Source organism: Allobosea minatitlanensis (genome assembly GCF_964020775.1).
This window is the reverse complement of the sequence record NZ_OZ224509.1, coordinates 1,575,537-1,594,435: the sequence shown is the minus strand read 5'-3', so window position 1 is coordinate 1,594,435 and position 18,899 is coordinate 1,575,537. Positions and strand designations below refer to the sequence as shown.

Annotated in this window: 14 protein-coding genes; 10 read left to right on the top strand and 4 right to left on the bottom strand. The window is 69.9% G+C overall.

Translation table 11 applies throughout. From position 1 onward, the window contains the following. Window positions 1-8 precede the first annotated feature (8 nt). The 4 genes from ACWH43_RS07805 to ACWH43_RS07790 all read left to right on the top strand — a co-directional run bounded on the left by ACWH43_RS07805 (window position 9) and on the right by ACWH43_RS07790 (window position 4,052). Entirely contained in the window at window positions 9-791 is a 783-nt protein-coding gene (locus ACWH43_RS07805; protein ID WP_158446981.1) for a cyclase family protein, read from the top strand. Between the two features lie 23 nt (window positions 792-814). Further along, window positions 815-1,741 carry a BKACE family enzyme gene (locus ACWH43_RS07800; RefSeq protein WP_158446982.1) on the top strand — a complete coding sequence of 309 codons (927 nt, stop codon included), beginning with the start codon at window positions 815-817 and terminating at the stop codon, window positions 1,739-1,741. Then, window positions 1,741-2,760 carry an SMP-30/gluconolactonase/LRE family protein gene (locus ACWH43_RS07795; protein ID WP_158446983.1) on the top strand — a complete coding sequence of 340 codons (1,020 nt, stop codon included), beginning with the start codon at window positions 1,741-1,743 and terminating at the stop codon, window positions 2,758-2,760. The genes ACWH43_RS07800 and ACWH43_RS07795 overlap by 1 nt, the downstream gene beginning before the upstream one ends. An 83-nt stretch (window positions 2,761-2,843) precedes the next feature. Then, window positions 2,844-4,052 carry an ABC transporter substrate-binding protein gene (locus ACWH43_RS07790; RefSeq protein ID WP_260347730.1) on the top strand — a complete coding sequence of 403 codons (1,209 nt, stop codon included), beginning with the start codon at window positions 2,844-2,846 and terminating at the stop codon, window positions 4,050-4,052. A 31-nt stretch (window positions 4,053-4,083) separates the two neighbouring features. Here ACWH43_RS07790 and ACWH43_RS07785 read toward each other — a convergent pair whose 3' ends face one another. The 4 genes from ACWH43_RS07785 to ACWH43_RS07770 all read right to left on the bottom strand — a co-directional run bounded on the left by ACWH43_RS07785 (window position 4,084) and on the right by ACWH43_RS07770 (window position 7,065). Further along, window positions 4,084-5,364 carry an NAD(P)/FAD-dependent oxidoreductase gene (locus tag ACWH43_RS07785; RefSeq protein WP_158471875.1) on the bottom strand — a complete coding sequence of 427 codons (1,281 nt, stop codon included), beginning with the start codon at window positions 5,362-5,364 and terminating at the stop codon, window positions 4,084-4,086. 121 nt (window positions 5,365-5,485) lie between these two features. Beyond that, complete coding sequence (locus ACWH43_RS07780; protein ID WP_158471876.1) at window positions 5,486-5,740, bottom strand: DUF2171 domain-containing protein; 255 nt, start codon at window positions 5,738-5,740, stop codon at window positions 5,486-5,488. A gap of 141 nt (window positions 5,741-5,881) precedes the next feature. Next, window positions 5,882-6,163 carry a chaperone modulator CbpM gene (locus ACWH43_RS07775; RefSeq protein WP_260347729.1) on the bottom strand — a complete coding sequence of 94 codons (282 nt, stop codon included), beginning with the start codon at window positions 6,161-6,163 and terminating at the stop codon, window positions 5,882-5,884. Continuing rightward, complete coding sequence (locus ACWH43_RS07770; protein WP_158447071.1) at window positions 6,160-7,065, bottom strand: DnaJ C-terminal domain-containing protein; 906 nt, start codon at window positions 7,063-7,065, stop codon at window positions 6,160-6,162. Before ACWH43_RS07770 ends, ACWH43_RS07775 begins: the two co-directional genes overlap by 4 nt. A 468-nt stretch (window positions 7,066-7,533) precedes the next feature. Between ACWH43_RS07770 and ACWH43_RS07765 the strand changes: the two genes are divergently transcribed. The 6 genes from ACWH43_RS07765 (at window position 7,534) to ACWH43_RS07740 (ending at window position 18,899) form a co-directional block, all read left to right on the top strand. Next, window positions 7,534-8,880 carry an efflux transporter outer membrane subunit gene (locus tag ACWH43_RS07765; protein WP_375796974.1) on the top strand — a complete coding sequence of 449 codons (1,347 nt, stop codon included), beginning with the start codon at window positions 7,534-7,536 and terminating at the stop codon, window positions 8,878-8,880. Further along, window positions 8,877-10,334: an efflux RND transporter periplasmic adaptor subunit gene (locus ACWH43_RS07760; protein ID WP_158471841.1), complete on the top strand. Its 1,458-nt coding sequence runs from the start codon at window positions 8,877-8,879 to the stop codon at window positions 10,332-10,334. The genes ACWH43_RS07765 and ACWH43_RS07760 overlap by 4 nt, the downstream gene beginning before the upstream one ends. 13 nt (window positions 10,335-10,347) lie before the next feature. Then, complete coding sequence (locus tag ACWH43_RS07755; protein ID WP_158446401.1) at window positions 10,348-13,512, top strand: efflux RND transporter permease subunit; 3,165 nt, start codon at window positions 10,348-10,350, stop codon at window positions 13,510-13,512. After that, the gene (locus tag ACWH43_RS07750; protein WP_158448369.1) at window positions 13,509-16,664 is read left to right on the top strand and encodes an efflux RND transporter permease subunit; all 3,156 of its coding nucleotides are present in this window, start codon (window positions 13,509-13,511) and stop codon (window positions 16,662-16,664) included. The genes ACWH43_RS07755 and ACWH43_RS07750 overlap by 4 nt, the downstream gene beginning before the upstream one ends. 211 nt (window positions 16,665-16,875) lie before the next feature. After that, window positions 16,876-17,718 (top strand): DUF6502 family protein, encoded by an 843-nt coding sequence (locus ACWH43_RS07745; protein WP_158443525.1) that lies wholly within the window; start codon window positions 16,876-16,878, stop codon window positions 17,716-17,718. Beyond that, window positions 17,715-18,899, top strand: coding sequence for a DUF5666 domain-containing protein (locus tag ACWH43_RS07740; RefSeq protein ID WP_260347727.1), 1,185 nt, complete (start codon window positions 17,715-17,717; stop codon window positions 18,897-18,899). The genes ACWH43_RS07745 and ACWH43_RS07740 overlap by 4 nt, the downstream gene beginning before the upstream one ends.

Here is an 18,899-nt window from a genome sequence, read left to right as displayed (position 1 = left end):
AAACCAGTATGCTAGCGACAGGGCGCCTCGTCGACCTCTCGATTCCGCTCGAAAACGACGTGCCCGCCGACCCGCCCTTCCAGAAGGTCAGGATCGACTACCGCACCCATGCGGGTACGGCGAAGGACATCGCGGCCGCCTTCCCCGGCCTCAAGCCCGAGCAATTGCCGGAGGGCATGGGCTGGGCGGTCGAGCTGGCGACGATCTCGACCCATAACGGCACCCATGTCGACGCGCCCTGGCACTACCATCCGACGCAGGATGGCGGGGCGCCTGCGCTCAAGATCGACGAATGCCCGCTCGAATGGTTCCTGCAGCCGGGGGTGAAGCTCGACTTCCGCCATCTGCCCGACGGCCATGTCGTCACCCCCGCCGAGATCGACGCCGAGCTGGACCGGATCGGGCATCGCCTGAGCCCGCTCGAGATCGTCGTCGTCAACACCCGCGCCGGCCGGCGCTATGGCGAAGCCGACTACATCGATTCCGGCTGCGGCTTCGGCCGCGAGGCGACGCTGCACCTCGTCCGCCAGGGCATCAAGGTCGTCGGCACCGACGGCTGGAGCTGGGACGCGCCCTTCAGCCATACCGCCCGCCGCTTCGCCGAGAGCGGCGACGCCTCGCTGATCTGGGAGGGCCACAAGGCCGGGCGCGAGGCCGGTTACTGCCAGATCGAAAAGCTGCACAATCTCGAAGCCCTGCCGGCGACCGGCTTCGTCATCAGTTGCCTACCCGTGAAGGTCCGCAACGGCTCCGCCGGCTGGACGCGGGCCGTCGCCATCCTTCCGGCCTGAACCGACAACCAAGGGAGAAACGCGTGAGCAAGGTCATCATCACCTGCGCGGTCACCGGCGGCATCCATACGCCGACCATGTCCGACCACCTGCCGATCACCCCCGACCAGATCGCGGAGCAGGCCATCGCCGCGGCGGAAGCCGGGGCCGCCATCCTGCATCTCCACGCCCGCGACCCGAAGGACGGCCGCCCGACGCCGGACCCGGCGGTGTTCATGGAGTTCCTGCCGCGCATCAAGCAGGCGACCGACGCGGTGGTGAACATCACCACCGGCGGCGGCCTCAACATGAGCGTCGAGGAGCGGCTCGCCGCCCCGCTCAAGGCCGCGCCCGAGATGTGCTCGCTCAACATGGGCTCGATGAACTTCGCGCTGCATCCGCTGGCGGAGAAATACAGCGAGTGGAAGCATCCCTGGGAACAGCCCTATCTCGCCGGCACCAAGGACTTCATCTTCCGCAACACCTTCGGCGACATCGAGCGCATCTACAAATTGCTTGGCGAGCAGCACGGCACCAAGTTCGAGCACGAGTGCTACGATGTCGGCCATCTCTACAATCTGGCGCATTGCCTCGACCGCGGTTGGTTCAAGCCACCGGTCTTCCTGCAGCTCATCTTCGGTATCCTCGGCGGCATCGGCGCCGATCTCGACAACCTGATGTTCATGAAGCGCACCGCCGACAAGCTCTTCGGCAAGGACTACCACTGGTCGGTGCTCGCCGCCGGGCGCTATCAGATGGCCTTCTGCACCCAGGCCGCGATGATGGGCGGCAATGTCCGCGTCGGTCTGGAGGACAGCCTGTTCATCGGCAAGGGCAAGCTCGCCACCTCCAATGCCGAGCAGGTCGCCAAGATCCGCCGCATCGTCGAGGAGCTCGGCCACGAGATCGCAACCCCGGACGAGGCCCGCGCGACGCTCGGCCTCAAGGGCGGCGACCGGGTCAGCTTCTGATGGCGTCCCGCCCCAACCCGCTCGACGGCTTCACCGTCGAGCCTGGCGCAATCCGCTATCTCGGCGAAGGGCTGCAGCGGCCGGAATGCATCCTGGCCGAGCGCGACGGCTCGCTCTGGAGCGCCGATGCGCGCGGCGGCGTCGTCCAGATCCGGCCGGACGGCTCCCAGCGCCTGATCACCCAGACGGCGAGCCGCGGCTTCGCCGAGGCCGCCGACGAAGAGGCGCGCTTCGTCTCGGGCACATTGCCGAACGGCCTCGCCTTCGCCCGCAACGGCGACATCCTGATCTCCAATTTCGGCACGGACCGGCTGGAGATCATGACGCGCGACGGCGCGAGCCGGGTGCTGGTCGACAGCATCGACGGCGTGCCGATCGGCAAGGTCAATTTCGTCCTGCGCGACAGCAGGGACCGGATCTGGCTGACCGTCTCGACGCGGACGAAGAACTGGATGAAGGCGATCAGCCCGAATGTCCGCGACGGCTTCGTCGCGCTCTATGACGGCGGGCGCCTGCGCATCGTCGCCGACGGCTTCGCCTTCACCAACGAGATCAGGCTCGATGCCGGGGAGGAATGGCTCTATGTCGCCGAGACCTGCGCGCGGAAGGTAACGCGGCTGCGCGTCCAGCCCGACGGCAGCCTGACCGACCGCGAGACCTTCGGGCCGGAGGATCACGGCGCCTGCATCGACGGCATCGCCTTCGACGCCCATGGCAATCTCTGGGGCACCCATGTCTTCACCGACCGGATCTTCGCGATCACGCCGGAGGGCGAATTGCGCATCCTGCTCGACGACGACCGTGGCAGCGAAGCCGGCAAGGCCTTCCTCGCCGCCTTCGCGCGCGACGAGGCAACGCCGGAACTGATGCTCGCCTGCGGCGGCACGATCGCGCCCTGGTGCGCCAGCGTCACCTTCGGCGGTCCGGACCTGAAGACGGTCTATGTCGGCAGCCTGAAGGGCACGCGCATTCCCTATTTCCGCTCGCCCGTCGCCGGCCTGCCGATGGCGCATTGGTAGCGCCGGGCCGGCTCGATCGCTCCACGCCTCGGTCAGAACGGAACTCGCAGAACAGAACTCGCAGAACAGGTTCGGGAGGAATCATGAAACGCATCGTCTCCGCCCTCGCGGGCGTCTCCGCGCTGTGCCTCGCCGGCGCGGCCCAGGCCGAGATCTCCGGCGGCACCGTCAAGATCGGCGTGCTGACCGACATGTCCGGCGTCTATTCCGACATCACCGGCAAGGGCTCGATCGTCGCCACCCAGATGGCGGTCGACGACTGCCTGAAGGCGGAATGCGCCGGCATGAAGATCGAGATCGTCTCGGCCGACCACCAGAACAAGCCGGATGTCGGCTCGACCATCGCGCGCGAATGGATCGACCGGCAGGGCGTCGACGTCCTCGCCGACATGTCGAACGCCTCGCTGCAGCTCGGCATCCCGCCGCTGCTCAAGGACAAGAACCGCGTCGGCCTGTTTCCCGGCGGCACCGCGCGGCTGACCGGCGACGCCTGCCAGCCCGACCATGTCGTGCAATGGATGTGGGACACCTATGTCCAGGTCGCCGGCATCGCCAACTACCTGACCAAGCCCGGCACCAAATGGTACCTCGTCACCGCCGACTACGCGCTCGGACACCAGCTCGAGGCCGACGCCAAGACGCTGGTCACCGCCAGGGGCGGCACCTATGTCGGCTCCGTCCGCCACGCCTTCCCGGCTGTCGATCTCTCCTCCCAGCTTCTGACGGCCCAAGGCTCGGGGGCGGACTACATCGCGCTCGCCAATGCCGGCGGCGACACCGTTGCCGGCATCAAGACCGCGCGCGACTTCGGCATCGGCCAGGACAGGCAGAAGCTCGTCGCCTTCTTCCTCACCGCCATGGACGTGAAGAGCGTCGGCCTCGCCGCGGCGCAGGGCACGGTGCTGACCGAAGGCTTCTACTGGAACCTCGACGACCGTACCCGCGCCTTCTCGGAGCGGTTCAAGGCGGCGCATGGCGCGGTGCCCTCGGCCATCCAGGCCGGCATCTATTCCTCGGTGCGGCATTACCTCAAGGCGGTCGCCGCCGCGAAGTCGGACGAGGCCAAGACGGTGATCGCCAGGATGCGCGAATTGCCGATCGAGGACGACGTCGTCCGCAACGCCAGGCTGCGCGAGGACGGCCGCATGGTCCACGACTTCTACGTCTTCCGCGCCAAGCAGCCTTCCGAATCGAAGAGCGAATGGGACCTCTACGACCTCGTCGCCACCATCCCCGGCGATCAGGCCTTCCGCCCCCTGAGCGAAAGCGCCTGCCCGGCGGTCAAGCGCTGAAGCCGGGCGCACCCTCCCGGCCCGCCGGGCGTCACTGCGCCTTGCGGGCCGTTCCCGCCTGGCCCTGGGTGATCAGCCGGGCGCTGCGATGGCCGCTGACATAGATCCACAGCCAGTTGAGCGCGACGGCGAGGCGGTTGCGCAGGCCGATCAGGAAGAAGATGTGGGCGATGCCCCAGATCCACCAGGCGAGCCGGCCGCGCAGCTTGATCCAGCCGAAATCGACGATCGCCGCCCTTTTGCCGATGGTCGCGAGGTTGCCGGCGTTTTTGTAGGCGAAGGGCCCGGGAGCCGGCTTGCCCTGCAGCCGCGCCTTGATCACCTGCGCGACATAGCCGCCCTCCTGCTTGGCCGCCGGCGCCACGCCGGGAACCGGCTTGCCGTCCGCCCCCGCGACGAAGGCGGTGTCGCCGATGACGAAGATCTCCGGCTCGCCCGGCACGGAGAGATCGGGCTCGACGCGCACCCGCCCGGCCCGGTCGGCCGGCGCCTCCAGCCATTCGGCCGCGGGCGAGGCCGCGACGCCGGCCGCCCAGAGAACGGTGCGCGCCGGCAGGAAGGCGCCGCCGAGCACGATTCCGTCCTCCCGGCAATCCGAGACCGGCTGTCCCAGCATGACCTCGACGCCGAGGCGCTTCAGCGCCCGTTCGGCATAGGCCGAGAGGTCTTCGGTGAATCCCGCCAGGATGCGCGGACCCGCCTCGACCAGGATCACGCGGGCGCTGCGCGTGTCGAAATTGCGGAAGTCGCCGCGCAGCGTGTCATGCGCCAGCTCGGCGATGGTGCCGGCGAGCTCCACGCCGGTCGGCCCGGCTCCGATGATCACGAAGGTCAGCCATGGCGCGCGGCCGTCCGCATCGCTCTCCCATTCCGCCTGCTCGAAGGCGAAAAGGATGCGCCGCCGGATGCGCGTCGCATCCTCCAGCGTCTTCACGCCCGGCGCATAGGGCTCCCATTCGTCATGGCCGAAATAGGCGTGGCGCGCGCCGGTCGCGAGGATCAGCGTGTCGAAGGCGATCGGCGGCTCGCCGTCGAGCAGCACCGTCTTCGCGCCCCGGTCGACGCCGGTGACGCTGCCGAGCAGGGTCGTGACGTTCCGGTGGCCGCGCAGCAGCGACCGGATCGGCCAGGCGATCTCAGAGGTCGGCAGCGAGGCGGTCGCGACCTGATAGAGCAGCGGCTGGAACAGATGGTGGTTGCGCCGGTCGATCATGGTGATCCTGACCGGGACGCCGGCGAGGTGGCGCGCCGCCTCCAGCCCGCCGAAGCCGGCGCCGACGATGACGACGTGGCGATCCGCCCCGGTGGTCACGGGGCGCCTCCGGGCGGCCTTCTCGCATCGGGGCGGAGGTCGCAGGCGTGCATCGAACCGATCCTCCCGGGGGCGGAAAGGGCCGCGGCCAGCCTTCCGCGGCCGCCGCGGCCAGGGGGCATCAGAGAGACACCGGCTTGCCGGACGCCTCCTCCTCCAGCGTCACCGCGACATCCGCATTGGCGGACAGCCGCACCGTGTCGCCCTCGACTCCGGCGACGAAGCCGAGGTCGATATAATGGTGATGGCCCTCATGGCGGCCATGGGCGTCGCTCTTCTTGAGCTTGATGCGCGCCGCCTCGACGCGATCGACCGTCCCGACATGGACGCCGTCCGCGCCGATCACCTCCATGTTCTCCCTGACCTTGTCGTTCATGCTCTCGCCTCCTCTGTCGGGGCCTGGCTTGCCGAAATCGTCCAGGCGGCGCGCGGCTCCAGGCGCGTGGAGCCGTAACGCCTGCCGCCGGAGCCGGTTCCCGGCGCGGCAGCGCGAGCCCGGCGCCGGCAAGGCCCGCCCCTAGCCCCCGCCCCGCCGCGCCTCCTCGCGCAGCTCGGCCAGCGCCCGGCGCACGCCGTGGAGCTGGTCCATCAGATGCAGGATCACGTCGATGCCGGCGTCGTTGGCGCCGAAATCCTCGCTGAGCTGGCGGATGAGCCGGGCGCGGGCGATGTCGATCTCGCGGAAGCGCGGCTCCCCCGCCTCCTCCTCGGGCACCAGCCAGCGCTGCTCCAGCCAGAGCTCCAGCACCTGCACCTTGAGCCCCGCGCTCCTCAGGAATTCCTGCTTGGTCATCGTCATGACGTCCGGCCCTCGCGCGGATCGTAGTCCTTGCCCTTCCAGCCCGCCACGAAAGCCTCCAGCTCCGGGTCCGGTTCCGGCGGCAGCATCACCCTGAGCCGGACGAACTGGTCGCCATGGCCGCCGCCGCGGCGCGGCGCGCCCTTGCCGCGCAGGCGCAGCTTCGTCCCGGTATTGGCACCCTTCGGCACCCGCATGCTGACTTCGCCCGTCGCGGTCGGTACCCGGATCTCCCCGCCGAGCACGGCCTCGGTCAGCGAGATCGGAACCTCGATGGTGATGTCGTCGCCCTCGCGGGTGAAGCGCCGGTCAGGCCGGACCTCGACCTCGATCAGCGCATCGCCCGGCCCGCCCTTGCCCGTTCCGGGCGCGCCCTTGCCCTTGAGCCGCAGCGTCTGGCCGTCGACCAGCCCGGGCGGGATCGTGACGTCGATGGTGCTGCCGTCCGGCAGGGTCAGGCGCTTGGTCGCTCCGGTGATCGAATCGACGAAATCGACGGCGAGGCGGTAATGCAGATCCTGCCCGCGCCGGTTCGCCCGCGCGTGATGGCTGCGCCGCAGCATCTCGGCGAACGGGTCGTCCTCGTCCATGAAATCGGCATAGCCCGACGCATCGGCATAGGGATTGCCGTGATTGCCGGCGGCGTAGTCGCGATAATAATGCTGCTGCGGCGGCTTCTCGGCGCCGGACGCGTCGATCTCGCCCGCGTCGAAGCGCTTGCGCTTGTCTGCGTCGCCGAGCAGGTCATAGGCGGCCGCGACCTCCTTGAACCTGTCCTCCGCCGCCTTGTCGCCGGGATTGAGGTCGGGGTGCAGCTTCTTGGCGAGCTTGCGGTAGGCACTCTGGATCTCGGCGGAAGAGGCCGTCGCGGCGACGCCGAGAACCTCGTAGGGATTTCTCACAGGCTACTCCGAAAGGACTGTCGCAAGGCCCGGACCGGGGCGGAACTGCGCGATCTCCGTTCTGCATCCGGCATCACCTCGCCTGAACGTCTCGACAGCACGGGCCGCCTCGCAGGAAGGCCGATTTTCCGCCGCGCCGCAACGGCAAAATGCAGTATGATCGCCCGGCCCGCGCAAGCCGGACGAGGCGGCCGCCGTCCTGCCGGCCGGCGCCGGAAGGCTGCGAACATGAAGAGAAATTCACTTTCTCTCCCGTGCCGTTCCCTCTAGAAGCGGCCTCGGTCGCGTCGTGTTCCGCGTTCTTTCGAATCGAGGCTGGAGAAGAGCGGAATGGTGCCGGGCTACAGGCGTGATCTTGCGGGACACGCAGTCGGACATCCGCTCCTCCGCCTTTGCTCGGCAACCGCCGTCGTTATCGGCCTCGGCGCCTGTCTGCCGGCCGATCCGCGCCCCGATCCCGGCGTCGCCGTGACGCGCAGCTTCGCAGCCGGCGAGCGCCGCGCCGCACCGGCGGTCTCGCCCGACTGGCCGCGCCTGTTCCGCTCGGCCGAGCTGAACCGCCTCGTCGAACGCACGGTCGGGGAGAATTTCGACATCGCCATCGCCATGACGCGGATCCGGCAGGCCGACGCGCAGTCGCGCATCTCCTCGGCCGCGCTCTATCCGACGCTGACCGGCTCGAGCGATGCCTCGCGCAGCCTGCGGCCCGGCACGCTGGGCTCCAAGCGCGGGCCGTTCGGCGAGAGCGTCGGCAACCAGTTCAGCCTCGGCCTCTCGGCGAGCTACGAGCTCGACTTCTGGGGCAAGAACGGCGCGACAGCCGATGCCGGGCGCTTCGCCGCGGAGGCGACGCGCTTCGACCGCGACGTGGTCGCGCTCACCGCCGTCTCCAGCGTCGCCGGCACCTATTTCCAGGTGCTCGCGGCGCAGGACCGCCTGCGCATCGCGCGGGAGAACATCGCCGCGGCGGAGCGGACGCTCAAGGCGATCCAGGCGCGGCTCTCGGTCGGCACCGCGACCCAGCTCGACATCGCGCAACAGGAAAGCGTCGTCGCCCAGCAGAAGGCTTCCGTGCCGGCCCTCGAACTCTCGCTGCGCCAGGCCAAGGTGACGCTCGCCGTGCTCGTCGGCGAGACTCCCGCCGCCGTCGCGATCAAGGGCGGCAGCCTGAATGCGATCGCCGTGCCCGCCGTGCGCGCCGGCCTGCCCTCGCAACTGCTGCAGCGCCGGCCCGACATCGCCGAGGCCGAGGCGCGTCTGACCTCGCAGGAGGCGACGCTCTACGCCGCGCGCGCCGCGCTCTTCCCCAGCATCAGCCTGACCGGACAGGGCGGTCTCGAAAGCGCGGTGCTGAAGAACCTGCTACGACCGGACGCCGCCTTCGCCTCGGCGGCGGCGGGCCTCGTCCAGCCCATCCTCGACGGCGGCAATCTCAGGGCCCGGGTCGAGCTCGAACGCGGCGTGGCCGACGAACTGATCGCGACCTATCGCAAGACCATCGTCAGCGCCTTCGCCGATGTCGAGAACGCCCTGATCGCGATCCAGGAGAACACCCGCCACGAGCGCCTGCAGGCCGAGACCGTCGCCTCGGCCCGGCGGGCCTATGCCATCACCGAGCAGAGGCTGCGGGAAGGCACCATCGACATCGTGACATTGCTCAACACCCAGCAGACCCTGTTCCAGGCGCAGGACCAGCTCTCGCAGATCAAGCTTCAGAAGCTCATCGCCTATGTCGACCTGTTCAAGGCGCTGGGCGGCGGCTGGACCGAGGCCGACCACCGCGCCGCCATCAACGCGACCGAGGCGGCGGAATGAAGCGCTTTCTGCTCATCCTGGTGCTGCTCGGCGGCGCCCTCTGGGGCTGGCACAGCTATCATGGCGGCTGGATTCCGGCCGGCGGGGACGGCGTCGGCGCCGCCCAGCAGGCCGGCGGACGAGGCGGCCGCCGCGCCCGTTTCGGCGGCGGCGAGGGGCCGATCCCGGTGATCGCCACCCCTGTCCGCTATGACGACGTGCCGGTCACCGCCGATGCCGTCGGCACGATCCAGGCGCTGAACACGGTGACCGTGCGCACGCAGGTCGACGGCCGCCTGCTCGAGATCGCCTTCAGGGACGGCCAGGACGTCAGGAAAGGCGACGTGCTGGCGAAGATCGACCCGGCGACCTATCAGGCCCAATACGACCAGGCCGTCGCCAAGAAGGCGCAGGACGAGGCCCAGCTCGCCAATGCCCGCGCCGACCTCGAGCGCTATGCCAGGCTCGCCCAGACCGATTACGGCTCGCGCCAGCAGGCCGACACCCAGCGCGCCACGGTGGCGCAGCTCGAGGCGCAGATCCGCTCCGACCAGGGCGCGATCGACAACGCCAAGGCCTATCTTGACTACACCACGATCCGCGCGCCGATCGACGGCCGGCTCGGCATCCGGCAGGTCGACCAGGGCAACATCGTCCGCGCCTCCGATACCAACGGCCTCGTCGTGATCACTCAGTTGAAGCCGATCGCCATGGTCTTCAACCTGCCGCAGCAGCAGTTGCGCGCGGTGAGCGCGGCGGTGGCGCGCGGGCCGGTCGAGGTCGATGCGCTCGATTCGGACGGCACCACGATCATCGACAAGGGCGTCGTCGAGGTCATCGACAACGTCGTCGACCAGGCCACCGGCACGATCAAGGTCAAGGCCCGCTTCCCCAATGAGCGGCTGCAGCTCTGGCCGGGCCAGTTCGTCAATGTCCGCGTCTTCGTCGACGTGCTGAGGCAGGTCGTCGTCGCGCCGACCGCCGCGATCCAGCGCGGCCCGAACGGGGCCTATGTCTTCGCCGTCGAAGAGGACGAGACGGTCCGCCTGGTCAACGTCACCGTCGGCCAGCAGAACGAGACGACGGCCGTGATCACCGCGGGCATCGTGCCGCCGGCGAAGCTGGTCACCACCGGCTTCGCGCGCCTGACCGACAAGGCCAGGGTGCGCGTCTCGACGCCCGAGCAGGCGGCCCAGCCGCCCGCCGACGCGCCCGGCCGCCGCGGCATGCGCGAGCCCGGCCAGGGACCGCGGCGCGACCGGCCTGGCGCCGGCGGCGGTCCCGCGACCGGCTCGACCGCCCCGGCGCAGGATGCCTCGCCCGCCCCGCCCGCCGGAGCCGAGGGCGGCCGCGAGAACCGGCCGCGGCGCAACGGCGCGGCGCCGGGCGCAGCCGGCCCAGAGGCAGCGCCCTCCGGCGCACCGGCTTCCCCCGGCCGCGGATCGGGTGCACAAAGACCGCAAGCGCAGCCATGACGGGTGAGCCGCGATGAGCGTGTCCGCGCCTTTCATCAGCCGGCCCGTCGCGACCTCGCTGCTCGGCATCGCGGTTCTGCTTTGCGGCATCCTCGGCTATCTGCGCCTGCCGGTCTCGGCCCTGCCGCAGGTCGATTTCCCGACGATCCAGATCACCACGCAATTGCCGGGCGCGAATCCCGAGACCATCGCCTCGCTGGTGACGGCGCCCTTGGAGCGGCAGTTCGGCCAGATCCCCTCCCTCTCGACGATGTATTCGCAGAGCTCCTTCGGCCTCAGCCAGATCACGCTGCAATTCGATCTCGACCGCGACATCGACGCCGCGGCGCAGGACGTGCAATCCGCGATCAACGCGGCGGGCTCGACCCTGCCGCGCACCCTGCCCTATCCGCCGACCTATGCGAAGATCAACCCGGCCGATGCGCCGATCATGGTGCTGGCGCTGACCTCGGACACGGTCTCGCTGCGCCAGCTCTCCGACCTCGCCGATACGCTGCTCTCGCCACGCCTTTCGGAGGTCTCCGGCGTCGGCCACGTCTCGATCGAGGGCGGCGTCAGGCCGGCGATCCGCATCCAGGCCGACCTCGCCAGGCTCGCCGCCTACGGGCTCGGCATGGAGGATCTGCGCACCGCCATCGTCGCCGCCAATGTCGCCGGCTCCAAGGGCGCGCTCGACGGCAACCATCAGGCCTATACAATCAGCGCCAACGACCAGATCGGCAGCGCCTCGGCCTATCGCGACATCGTCGTCGCCTATCGCAGCGGCGCACCGGTTTTCCTGCGCGACGTGGCGGTGGTGCTGGAAGACCTCGAGAACAGTCGCGTCGGCGCCTGGTTCAAGGGTAGGACCGCCGTCGTGCTCGACGTGATGCGCCAGCCCGGCGCCAACATCGTCACCACGGTCGCGCGGGTGCAGGAGGAGATCCCGCGCCTGAAGAACGGCATGCCGGCCGGCGTCGATTTGCAGGTGGTCAGCGACCGCACCGAGACGATCCGCGCCTCGATCGCCGACGTCCAGTTCACGCTGGTCCTCGCCTGCGCGCTGGTGGTGCTGGTGGTGCTGCTCTTCCTGCGCACGGTGCGGGCGACGATCATCGCGGGCGTCGCGCTGCCGCTCTCGCTGATCGCGACCTTCGCGGTGATGTGGCTCGCCGGCTTCAGCCTCGACAATCTCTCGCTGATGGCGCTGACCATCGGCACCGGCTTCGTCGTCGACGATGCGATCGTGATGATCGAGAACATCGTGCGCAACATGGAGCAGGGCAAGAAACCGCTCCAGGCCGCCTATGACGGCGCCCGCGAGATCGGCTTCACCGTGATCTCGCTGACGGTCTCGCTGGTCGCGGTCTTCATCCCGCTGCTGTTCATGACCGGGCTCGTCGGCCGCATGTTCCGCGAATTCGCCCTGACGCTGACCATCGCCGTCGTGGTCTCGGCGGTGGTCTCGCTGACGCTGACGCCGATGATGTGCGCAAGGCTGCTGCGCCATGGCGATCCCGGGCGTGAGAACCGGCTGATGCGGCTGGCGGAATGGCCGGTCGCGGCGATGGCGCGGGTCTACGAGGTGACGCTCGGCTGGGCGCTGAAGGCGCGCGGGCTGGTGCTGCTGGCGACGTTCGCCACGCTGGTGCTGACGGTCTGGATGTATGTCGTCATCCCCAAGGGCTTCCTGCCGAGCCAGGATACCGGCCTGCTCAATGTCGTACTGGAATCCTCGCCGGACGTCTCCTTCAACGAGATGAAGCGCTTGCAGGAGAAGGTGTCGCAGGCCTTCGAGCAGGATGGCGACGTCACCGGCGTCGTCTCGGTGCTCGGCATCGGCCAGGCCAACGCCACCCTCAACACCGCCCGCATGACGGTGACGCTCAGGCCCAAGGACGAGCGCCGCGACGACGCCGTCACCATCGCCGAGCGGCTGCGCGCCGTCGCTTCCGCGATTCCCGGCGTCGTCACCTTTGTCCAGCCGGTGCAGGACATCCAGATCACCACCCGCGCCAGCCGCTCGCAATACCAGTACACCCTGACCGGCGCCGACCAGCCGCAGGTGATGGAATGGGCCGGCAAGCTCGCGGAGGCGCTGCGGCGCGAGGCGATCGTCCGCAACGTCGCCAACGAGACGCAGGATGGCGGCCTGCGCGCCCATGTCGAGATCGACCGGGCCAAGGCCGGCCGGCTCGGCATCTCGATCCAGGCCGTCGACGACACGCTCTACGACGCCTTCGGCCAGCGCCAGATCGCCACGATCTACGAGCAGTCGAACCAGTACCGCGTCATCCTGGAGGCGGCGCCGCAATATCTGCGCGACCCCTCGGCGCTGTCGAAGCTCTACGTCACCGGCAACACCAACACCCAGGGCCAGACCAACGCCGCCGGCAACACCACGGTGACGCAGAACAGCGTCCAGGTGCCGCTCTCCTCCTTCACCCGGCTGATCCGCGAGACCGCGCCTCTCTCCATCGCCCATCAGGAGCAGTTCCCGGCCGCGACCGTCTCCTTCGATCTCGCGCCCGGCGAGGCGCTCGGCGACGCGGTGACGATGATCGCGGCGGTCGAGCGCGAGATCGGCATGCCCAGCTCGATCTCCGGCTCCTTCAGCGCCGATGCGGCGGAGTTCAATCATTCGCTCGCCAACCAGCCCTGGCTGATCCTCGCCGCGGTGGTGACGATCTATCTCGTGCTCGGCATCCTCTACGAGAGCTATGTCCACCCCTTCACGATCCTGACGACGCTGCCTTCCGCTGGCGTAGGCGCCCTCCTCGCCCTCGTCCTGACCGGCCGCGAACTCTCGATCGTGGCGCTGATCGGCATCATCCTGCTGATGGGCATCGTCAAGAAGAACGCGATCATGATGATCGACTTCGCGCTGGAGGCCGAGCGGCATGAGCGCCTCCCACCGGAGGAGGCCATCGTCAAGGCCTGCCTGCTGCGCTTCCGGCCGATCATGATGACGACGCTGGCCGCCCTGTTCGGCGCCCTGCCTCTGGCGCTCGCGACCGGCACCGGCAGCGAATTGCGCCAGCCGCTCGGCATCACCATCGTCGGCGGCCTGCTGCTCAGCCAGTTGCTGACGCTCTACACCACGCCGGTGATCTATCTGGCGCTCGAGAATATCCGCCGGCGCCTCGGCGGCGGCCCCGACGGCGTCGTGCCCTATCCCGATCCGGAGGCGGCCGAATGAGCGACGCCGCGGGCCGAAGTGGCGAGGACAAGGGCTGGAAGACGGTCCGGGGCCTCTCCGACGCCTTCATCCTGCGCCCGGTCGGCACGACGCTGTTGGCGATCGGCCTCTTCCTCGTCGGCATGGTCGCCTACATGGTCCTGCCGGTGGCGAGCCTGCCGAGCGTCGACTTCCCGACGATCCGCGTCTTCGCCAGCCGGCCGGGCGCCGACCCGGCGACGATGGCGGCGAGCGTGGCGGCGCCGCTCGAGCGCCGGCTCGGCTCGATCCCCGGCGTCACCGAGATCACCTCGACGAGCTCGCTCGGCTCGACCTCGATCGTGCTCCAGTTCGACATGACGCGGAACACCGACAGCGCCGCCCGCGACGTCCAGGCGGCGCTCAACGCCGCCGCGACCGACCTGCCCGGCGACCTGCCGACCCTGCCGCAGTTCCGCAAGGCCAATCCCAACGCCGCGCCGATCCTGATCCTGGCCCTGACCTCGGACACGATGACGCCGAGCGCGATGTACGACGCGGCCGATACCGTGATCGCCCAGCGCATCTCCCAGATCGAAGGCGTCGGCGAGGTCACGGTCGCCGGCGCGGAGCAGCCGGCGATCCGCGTCCGGGTCGACCCCGCCCGGCTCGCCGCCATGGGGCTGAGCCTCGACACCATCCGCACCGCCATCGTCAACGCCAACACCGTCTCTGCCGTCGGCTCCTTCGACGGCGACAGGCTGGGCGAGACGCTCTCGGCCAACAACCAGATCCGCCAGCCGGAAGACTACGGCAACATCGTCGTGCGCTCGGCCAGCGGCACGGTGGTCCGCCTCGCCGATGTCGCGGCCGTCGAGCGCGGCGTGCGCAACAGCCGCGCCGCCGGCTGGTACAACGGCAAGCCGGCGATCCTGATCACCATCACCAAGCAGGCCGACGCCAACGTCATCGACACGGTCGACCGGGTGAAGGCGCTTCTGCCCGAGATCCAGCGCTGGGTGCCGGCCGGAATCCAGTTCTCGATCATGTCGGACCGCACCGTCACGATCCGCGCCTCGATCGCCGACATCCAGCATACGCTGCTGATCTCCATCGCGCTGGTGATGCTGGTCGTCTTCCTGTTCCTGCGCCGCACGACGCTGACGGTCGCCGCCGGCGTCACCGTGCCGCTCTCCATCGCCGGCACCTTCGCCGCGATGTGGGTCGCCGGCTTCACGCTCGACAATCTCTCGCTGATGGCGGTGACGATCTCGGTCGGCTTCGTCGTCGACGACGCCATTGTCATGATCGAGAACATCGAGCGCAACGTCGCCAGGGGCCTCTCGCCGCTGCGCGCCGCCCTGCTCGGCGCCGGGCAGATCGGCTTCACGGTGGTCTCGATCTCGCTCTCGCTGATCGCCGCCTTCATCCCGCTCTTCTTCATGGAGGGGGTGGCGGGCCGCTTCTTCCGCGAGTTCACCCTGACGCTGACCTTCGCCATCCTGGTCTCGACGGCGGTCTCGCTCAGCGTCACGCCGATGGTCTGCGCCCATTTCCTCAGGAGCGGGCCGCATGCGCCCAGCCGCTTCGACCGCGCGGTCGAGCGCGTGCTGTCGGCGATGACGGGCTTCTATGCCCGCACGCTCAGGCTCGTGCTGCGGCACAACTGGTTCATGCTCGCCGTGATGATCGCGACCGTGGCCCTGACCGTGCAGATGTTCCGCAGCGCGCCGAAGGGCTATTTCCCGCAGGACGACACCGGGCTGATCATCGGCTTCACCCAGGCCTCGACCGACATCTCCTTCCCGGCGATGGCGCAGCTCCAGCAGCGCGGCGCCGCCATCGTCTCGAGCGACCCGGCGGTCCTCGGCGTCGCCTCCTTCATCGGCGGCGGCAGCGGCTCGGTGAATACCGGGCGCTTCTTCGTCAGCCTGAAGCCGCTGGAGGAGCGTGGGCTGAGCTCGGCCCAGGTGGTCAACCGGCTGCGCGGGCGCCTCGGCTCGATCCCGGGCCTGCGCATCTTCCTGACCCCGGTGCAGGACGTGCGCGCCGGCGGCCGGCAAGGCCGCTCGCAATACCAGTTCACGCTCTGGGACCCGAACCTGCCCGAGCTCGAGGAATGGGTGCCCAAGGTGCTGGAGCGCCTGCGCGCCCTGCCCGAGCTGGTCGACGTCTCGACCGACCGCGAGCAGGGCGGCCTGCAGGCCAATGTCGTGATCGACCGCAACAAGGCCTCGCAGCTCGGCGTCGCGATCCAGGACATCGACAACGTCCTCTCCGACGCCTTCAGCCAGCGCCAGATCTCGACGATCTACGGCGAGCGCAACCAGTACCGGGTCGTGCTGGAGGTCGCGCCCTCGCGCAGCCGCGACCCGAACCACATCCTCGATCTCCACGTCCCCGGCCGCAACGGCGCGCAGGTGCCGCTGCGCAGCCTCGTCACCGTCGAGCGCGGCACGGCGCCGCTGGTCATCAACCACCAGGGCCAGTTCCCGGCCGTGACGATCACCTACGACCTTGCGCCCGGCGTCGGCATCCAGGAGGCGAGCGACGCCCTCGTCGCCGCCGTGGAGGAGCTGCACCTGCCGGCCTCCCTGCGCGCCGAATTCGCCGGCGACGCCAAGGCCTTCACGCAGGGAGCAGGCAGCCAGGGCCTGATGATCCTGGTCGCGATCCTGGCGGTCTACATCATCCTCGGCGTGCTCTACGAGAGCCTGATCCACCCGGTGACGATCCTCTCGACCCTGCCCTCGGCCGGGCTTGGGGCGCTGATCGCGCTGCGCATCGCCGGCGCCGACCTCACCATCATCGCCTTCATCGGGATCATCCTGCTGATCGGCATCGTCAAGAAGAACGGCATCATGCTGGTCGACTTCGCCATCGCCGCCGAGCGCCAGCGCGCCCTGCCCTCGCGCGAGGCGATCTTCGAGGCCTGCCTCGAGCGCTTCCGGCCGATCCTGATGACGACGCTCTCGGCCATGCTGGGCGCCGTCCCGCTGATGATCGCGACCGGGCCGGGCGCGGAGCTGCGCCGCCCGCTCGGCATCACCATCGTCGGCGGCCTCATCCTCAGCCAGATCCTGACGCTCTACACCACGCCGATCATCTATCTCTGGATGAGCCGGCTCGGCCGCTCCCGCCGGACCGCGGCCGGCTCGCCGCCAGCGGCTCAGCCCTCGCCCGGGCCGGGCTGAGGCGGCGCCGGACCGATGCCGAGGACGCGGCGCGTCACCGCCGGGCGCTCCGGCCCCTTCGGAAAGCGCGGCTCGCCACCGCCAGCGCATGGCGAAGACCGTCCGGCGCGAAGCGCCCCGCTGCGGGCGGCGGCGCGCCGTCGATTTGAGCGAAAGTTTGGCGACAGCTTGTGGGATTGTGTCCCACCTCGAATGAAGTTATTGGGTTTCCATGACGGACGCTGGCCATGGCCCCACCGCCGACAAGCTTTATCCGCCTCTTGCGCGCGTGCTGCGGCCGCTGGTGCGGCTTTGCATTCGGGCCGGGATGACCTTTCCGGCGCTGAGCCAGCTTCTGCGCGAGCTCTACGTCAATGTGGCGGAATACGATTTCGCCCTGCCGGGCAAGGAGCAGACCGACAGCCGCGTCAGCCTGTTGACGGGCATCCATCGCAAGGAGGTGAGCCGCCTGCGCGGCGCCGGCGCCCCGGTCAATGCGGTGCCGGCCTCGGTGTCGCGCACCGGCGCGATCATCGCGCGCTGGCTGGCCGCGCCGCGCTTCTGCGACGCCGCGGGCGCGCCCTTGCCCTTGCCGCGCACCGCGCAGGGCGGGCACCCCTCTTTCGAGGAACTCGTCGCTTCCGTGACCCGGGACCTGCGGCCGCGCGCCGTCCTCGACGAATGGATCGACCGCCGCATCGTCTCGATCGACGCGCGGGATCGCATCGTGCTGGCCGAGTCGGCGTTCATCCCGCAGCAGGGCGACGACGAGAAGCTGTATTACTTCGGCCGCAACCTGCAGGACCATCTCGCCGCCGCCACCGCCAACGTGCTGACGGCACCGCCGCCTTTCCTGGAGCGTTCGGTCCATTACGACGGGCTTTCCGACGAACTTGCCCGGCGTCTAGAGGCGCGCTCGCGCGAGCTCGCGCTGGAGATGCTGCAGAAGCTCAACCGCGAGGCGAACGCCGCCTGCCAGACCGACCCGGGCGGCGAGCATCGCTGGAATTGCGGCGTCTATATCTTCAGCGAGAACGCCGCTCCCGCGAAGCCTGACGAGAGCGGGCGCAGATGAGCGGCCCCCTGGTCATCACCCGCCGGGCGCTGCTGGCTTCGCTCGGCGCCGCGGCCACCTGCACGCCCGCTTTGGGCGCGCCGGAACGGCCGCGCGACATCGGCATCGGCGGCACGGGCTTCACGCCGGAGGAGCAGAGCGGCTCCGACCGCGGCATCGGCGGTACGGGCTTCGTCGGCACGATCCAGCGTTTCGGCAGCATCGTCGTCAACGACAGCCGCATCGCCTACCCGGCGGACGCGCCGGTGACGATCGACGGCCTCCTCCGCCGGGCGCGGGACCTGCGCGTCGGCCATGTCGTGCGCGTCGTCGCCCGGCCGGAAGCCGCTGGCCTCGTCACCCATGCGATCGCCGTGGAAAGGGAGGTGGCAGGCCCGGTCACCGCGGTCTACCGGGACGGCATCGACGTTTTGGGGCAGGCCGTGCTGCTGCCGGCCGACAAGCGCGGCCGCGCCTGGCGCAAGGGCCAGTCCGTCGCGGTGAGCGGCCTGCGCAGGCTCGACGGCACGATCGTCGCGAGCCTGATCGAGCCTCATGACGACGCGGTGATGCGTGCGGTCGGGCCGGTGGAGAAGGATGATGACGGCCTCTGGATCGGCGGGCTCAAGCTGCTGGGCCTCGACGAAGGCTGGTCCGGTCGCCGCATCGCCGCTTCAGGCCGGATCGTCAGAGGCGGCTTCCGCGTCGGCCATGTCGTCCCGGCCCCGCCGCTCCCGGCGACGGGCGTCTTCTCGGTCGAGAGCTATCTGCGCGCCGCAGAGGGCCGCCTGCTGCTCGGCTCGGGCCTTTCGGTTCGCAGCGACGTCTTCGGCTCCGCCTTGTCCCCCTGGCAGGAGGTCCGGGCGGTGCTGACCGGCCGCCTCGGCCCGGACGGCGTGCCGAGCATCGACAGCCTGCGCCTGGCCCGGAGCGAGGGCGAAGGCGGTGGGCTGGACGGCGGCCCGGCCATGTCGGGGCCGGCCGGACGGGGCGGCTTCGGCCGCGGCGGGTTCGGCGGGCCGGGAGGCTTCGGCCCGGGCGGCGGGGGCCCCGGAGGCGGCGGCTTCGGAGGCGAAGGGCCCGGAGGTGGCGGTCCGGGGGGCGCAGGACCGGGAGGCGGCGGTCCCGGAGGCGGCGGCCCTGGCGGCGGCGGCGGTCCTGGGGGCGGCGGGTCGGGAGGCGGCGGCGGGCCCGGGCGTTGA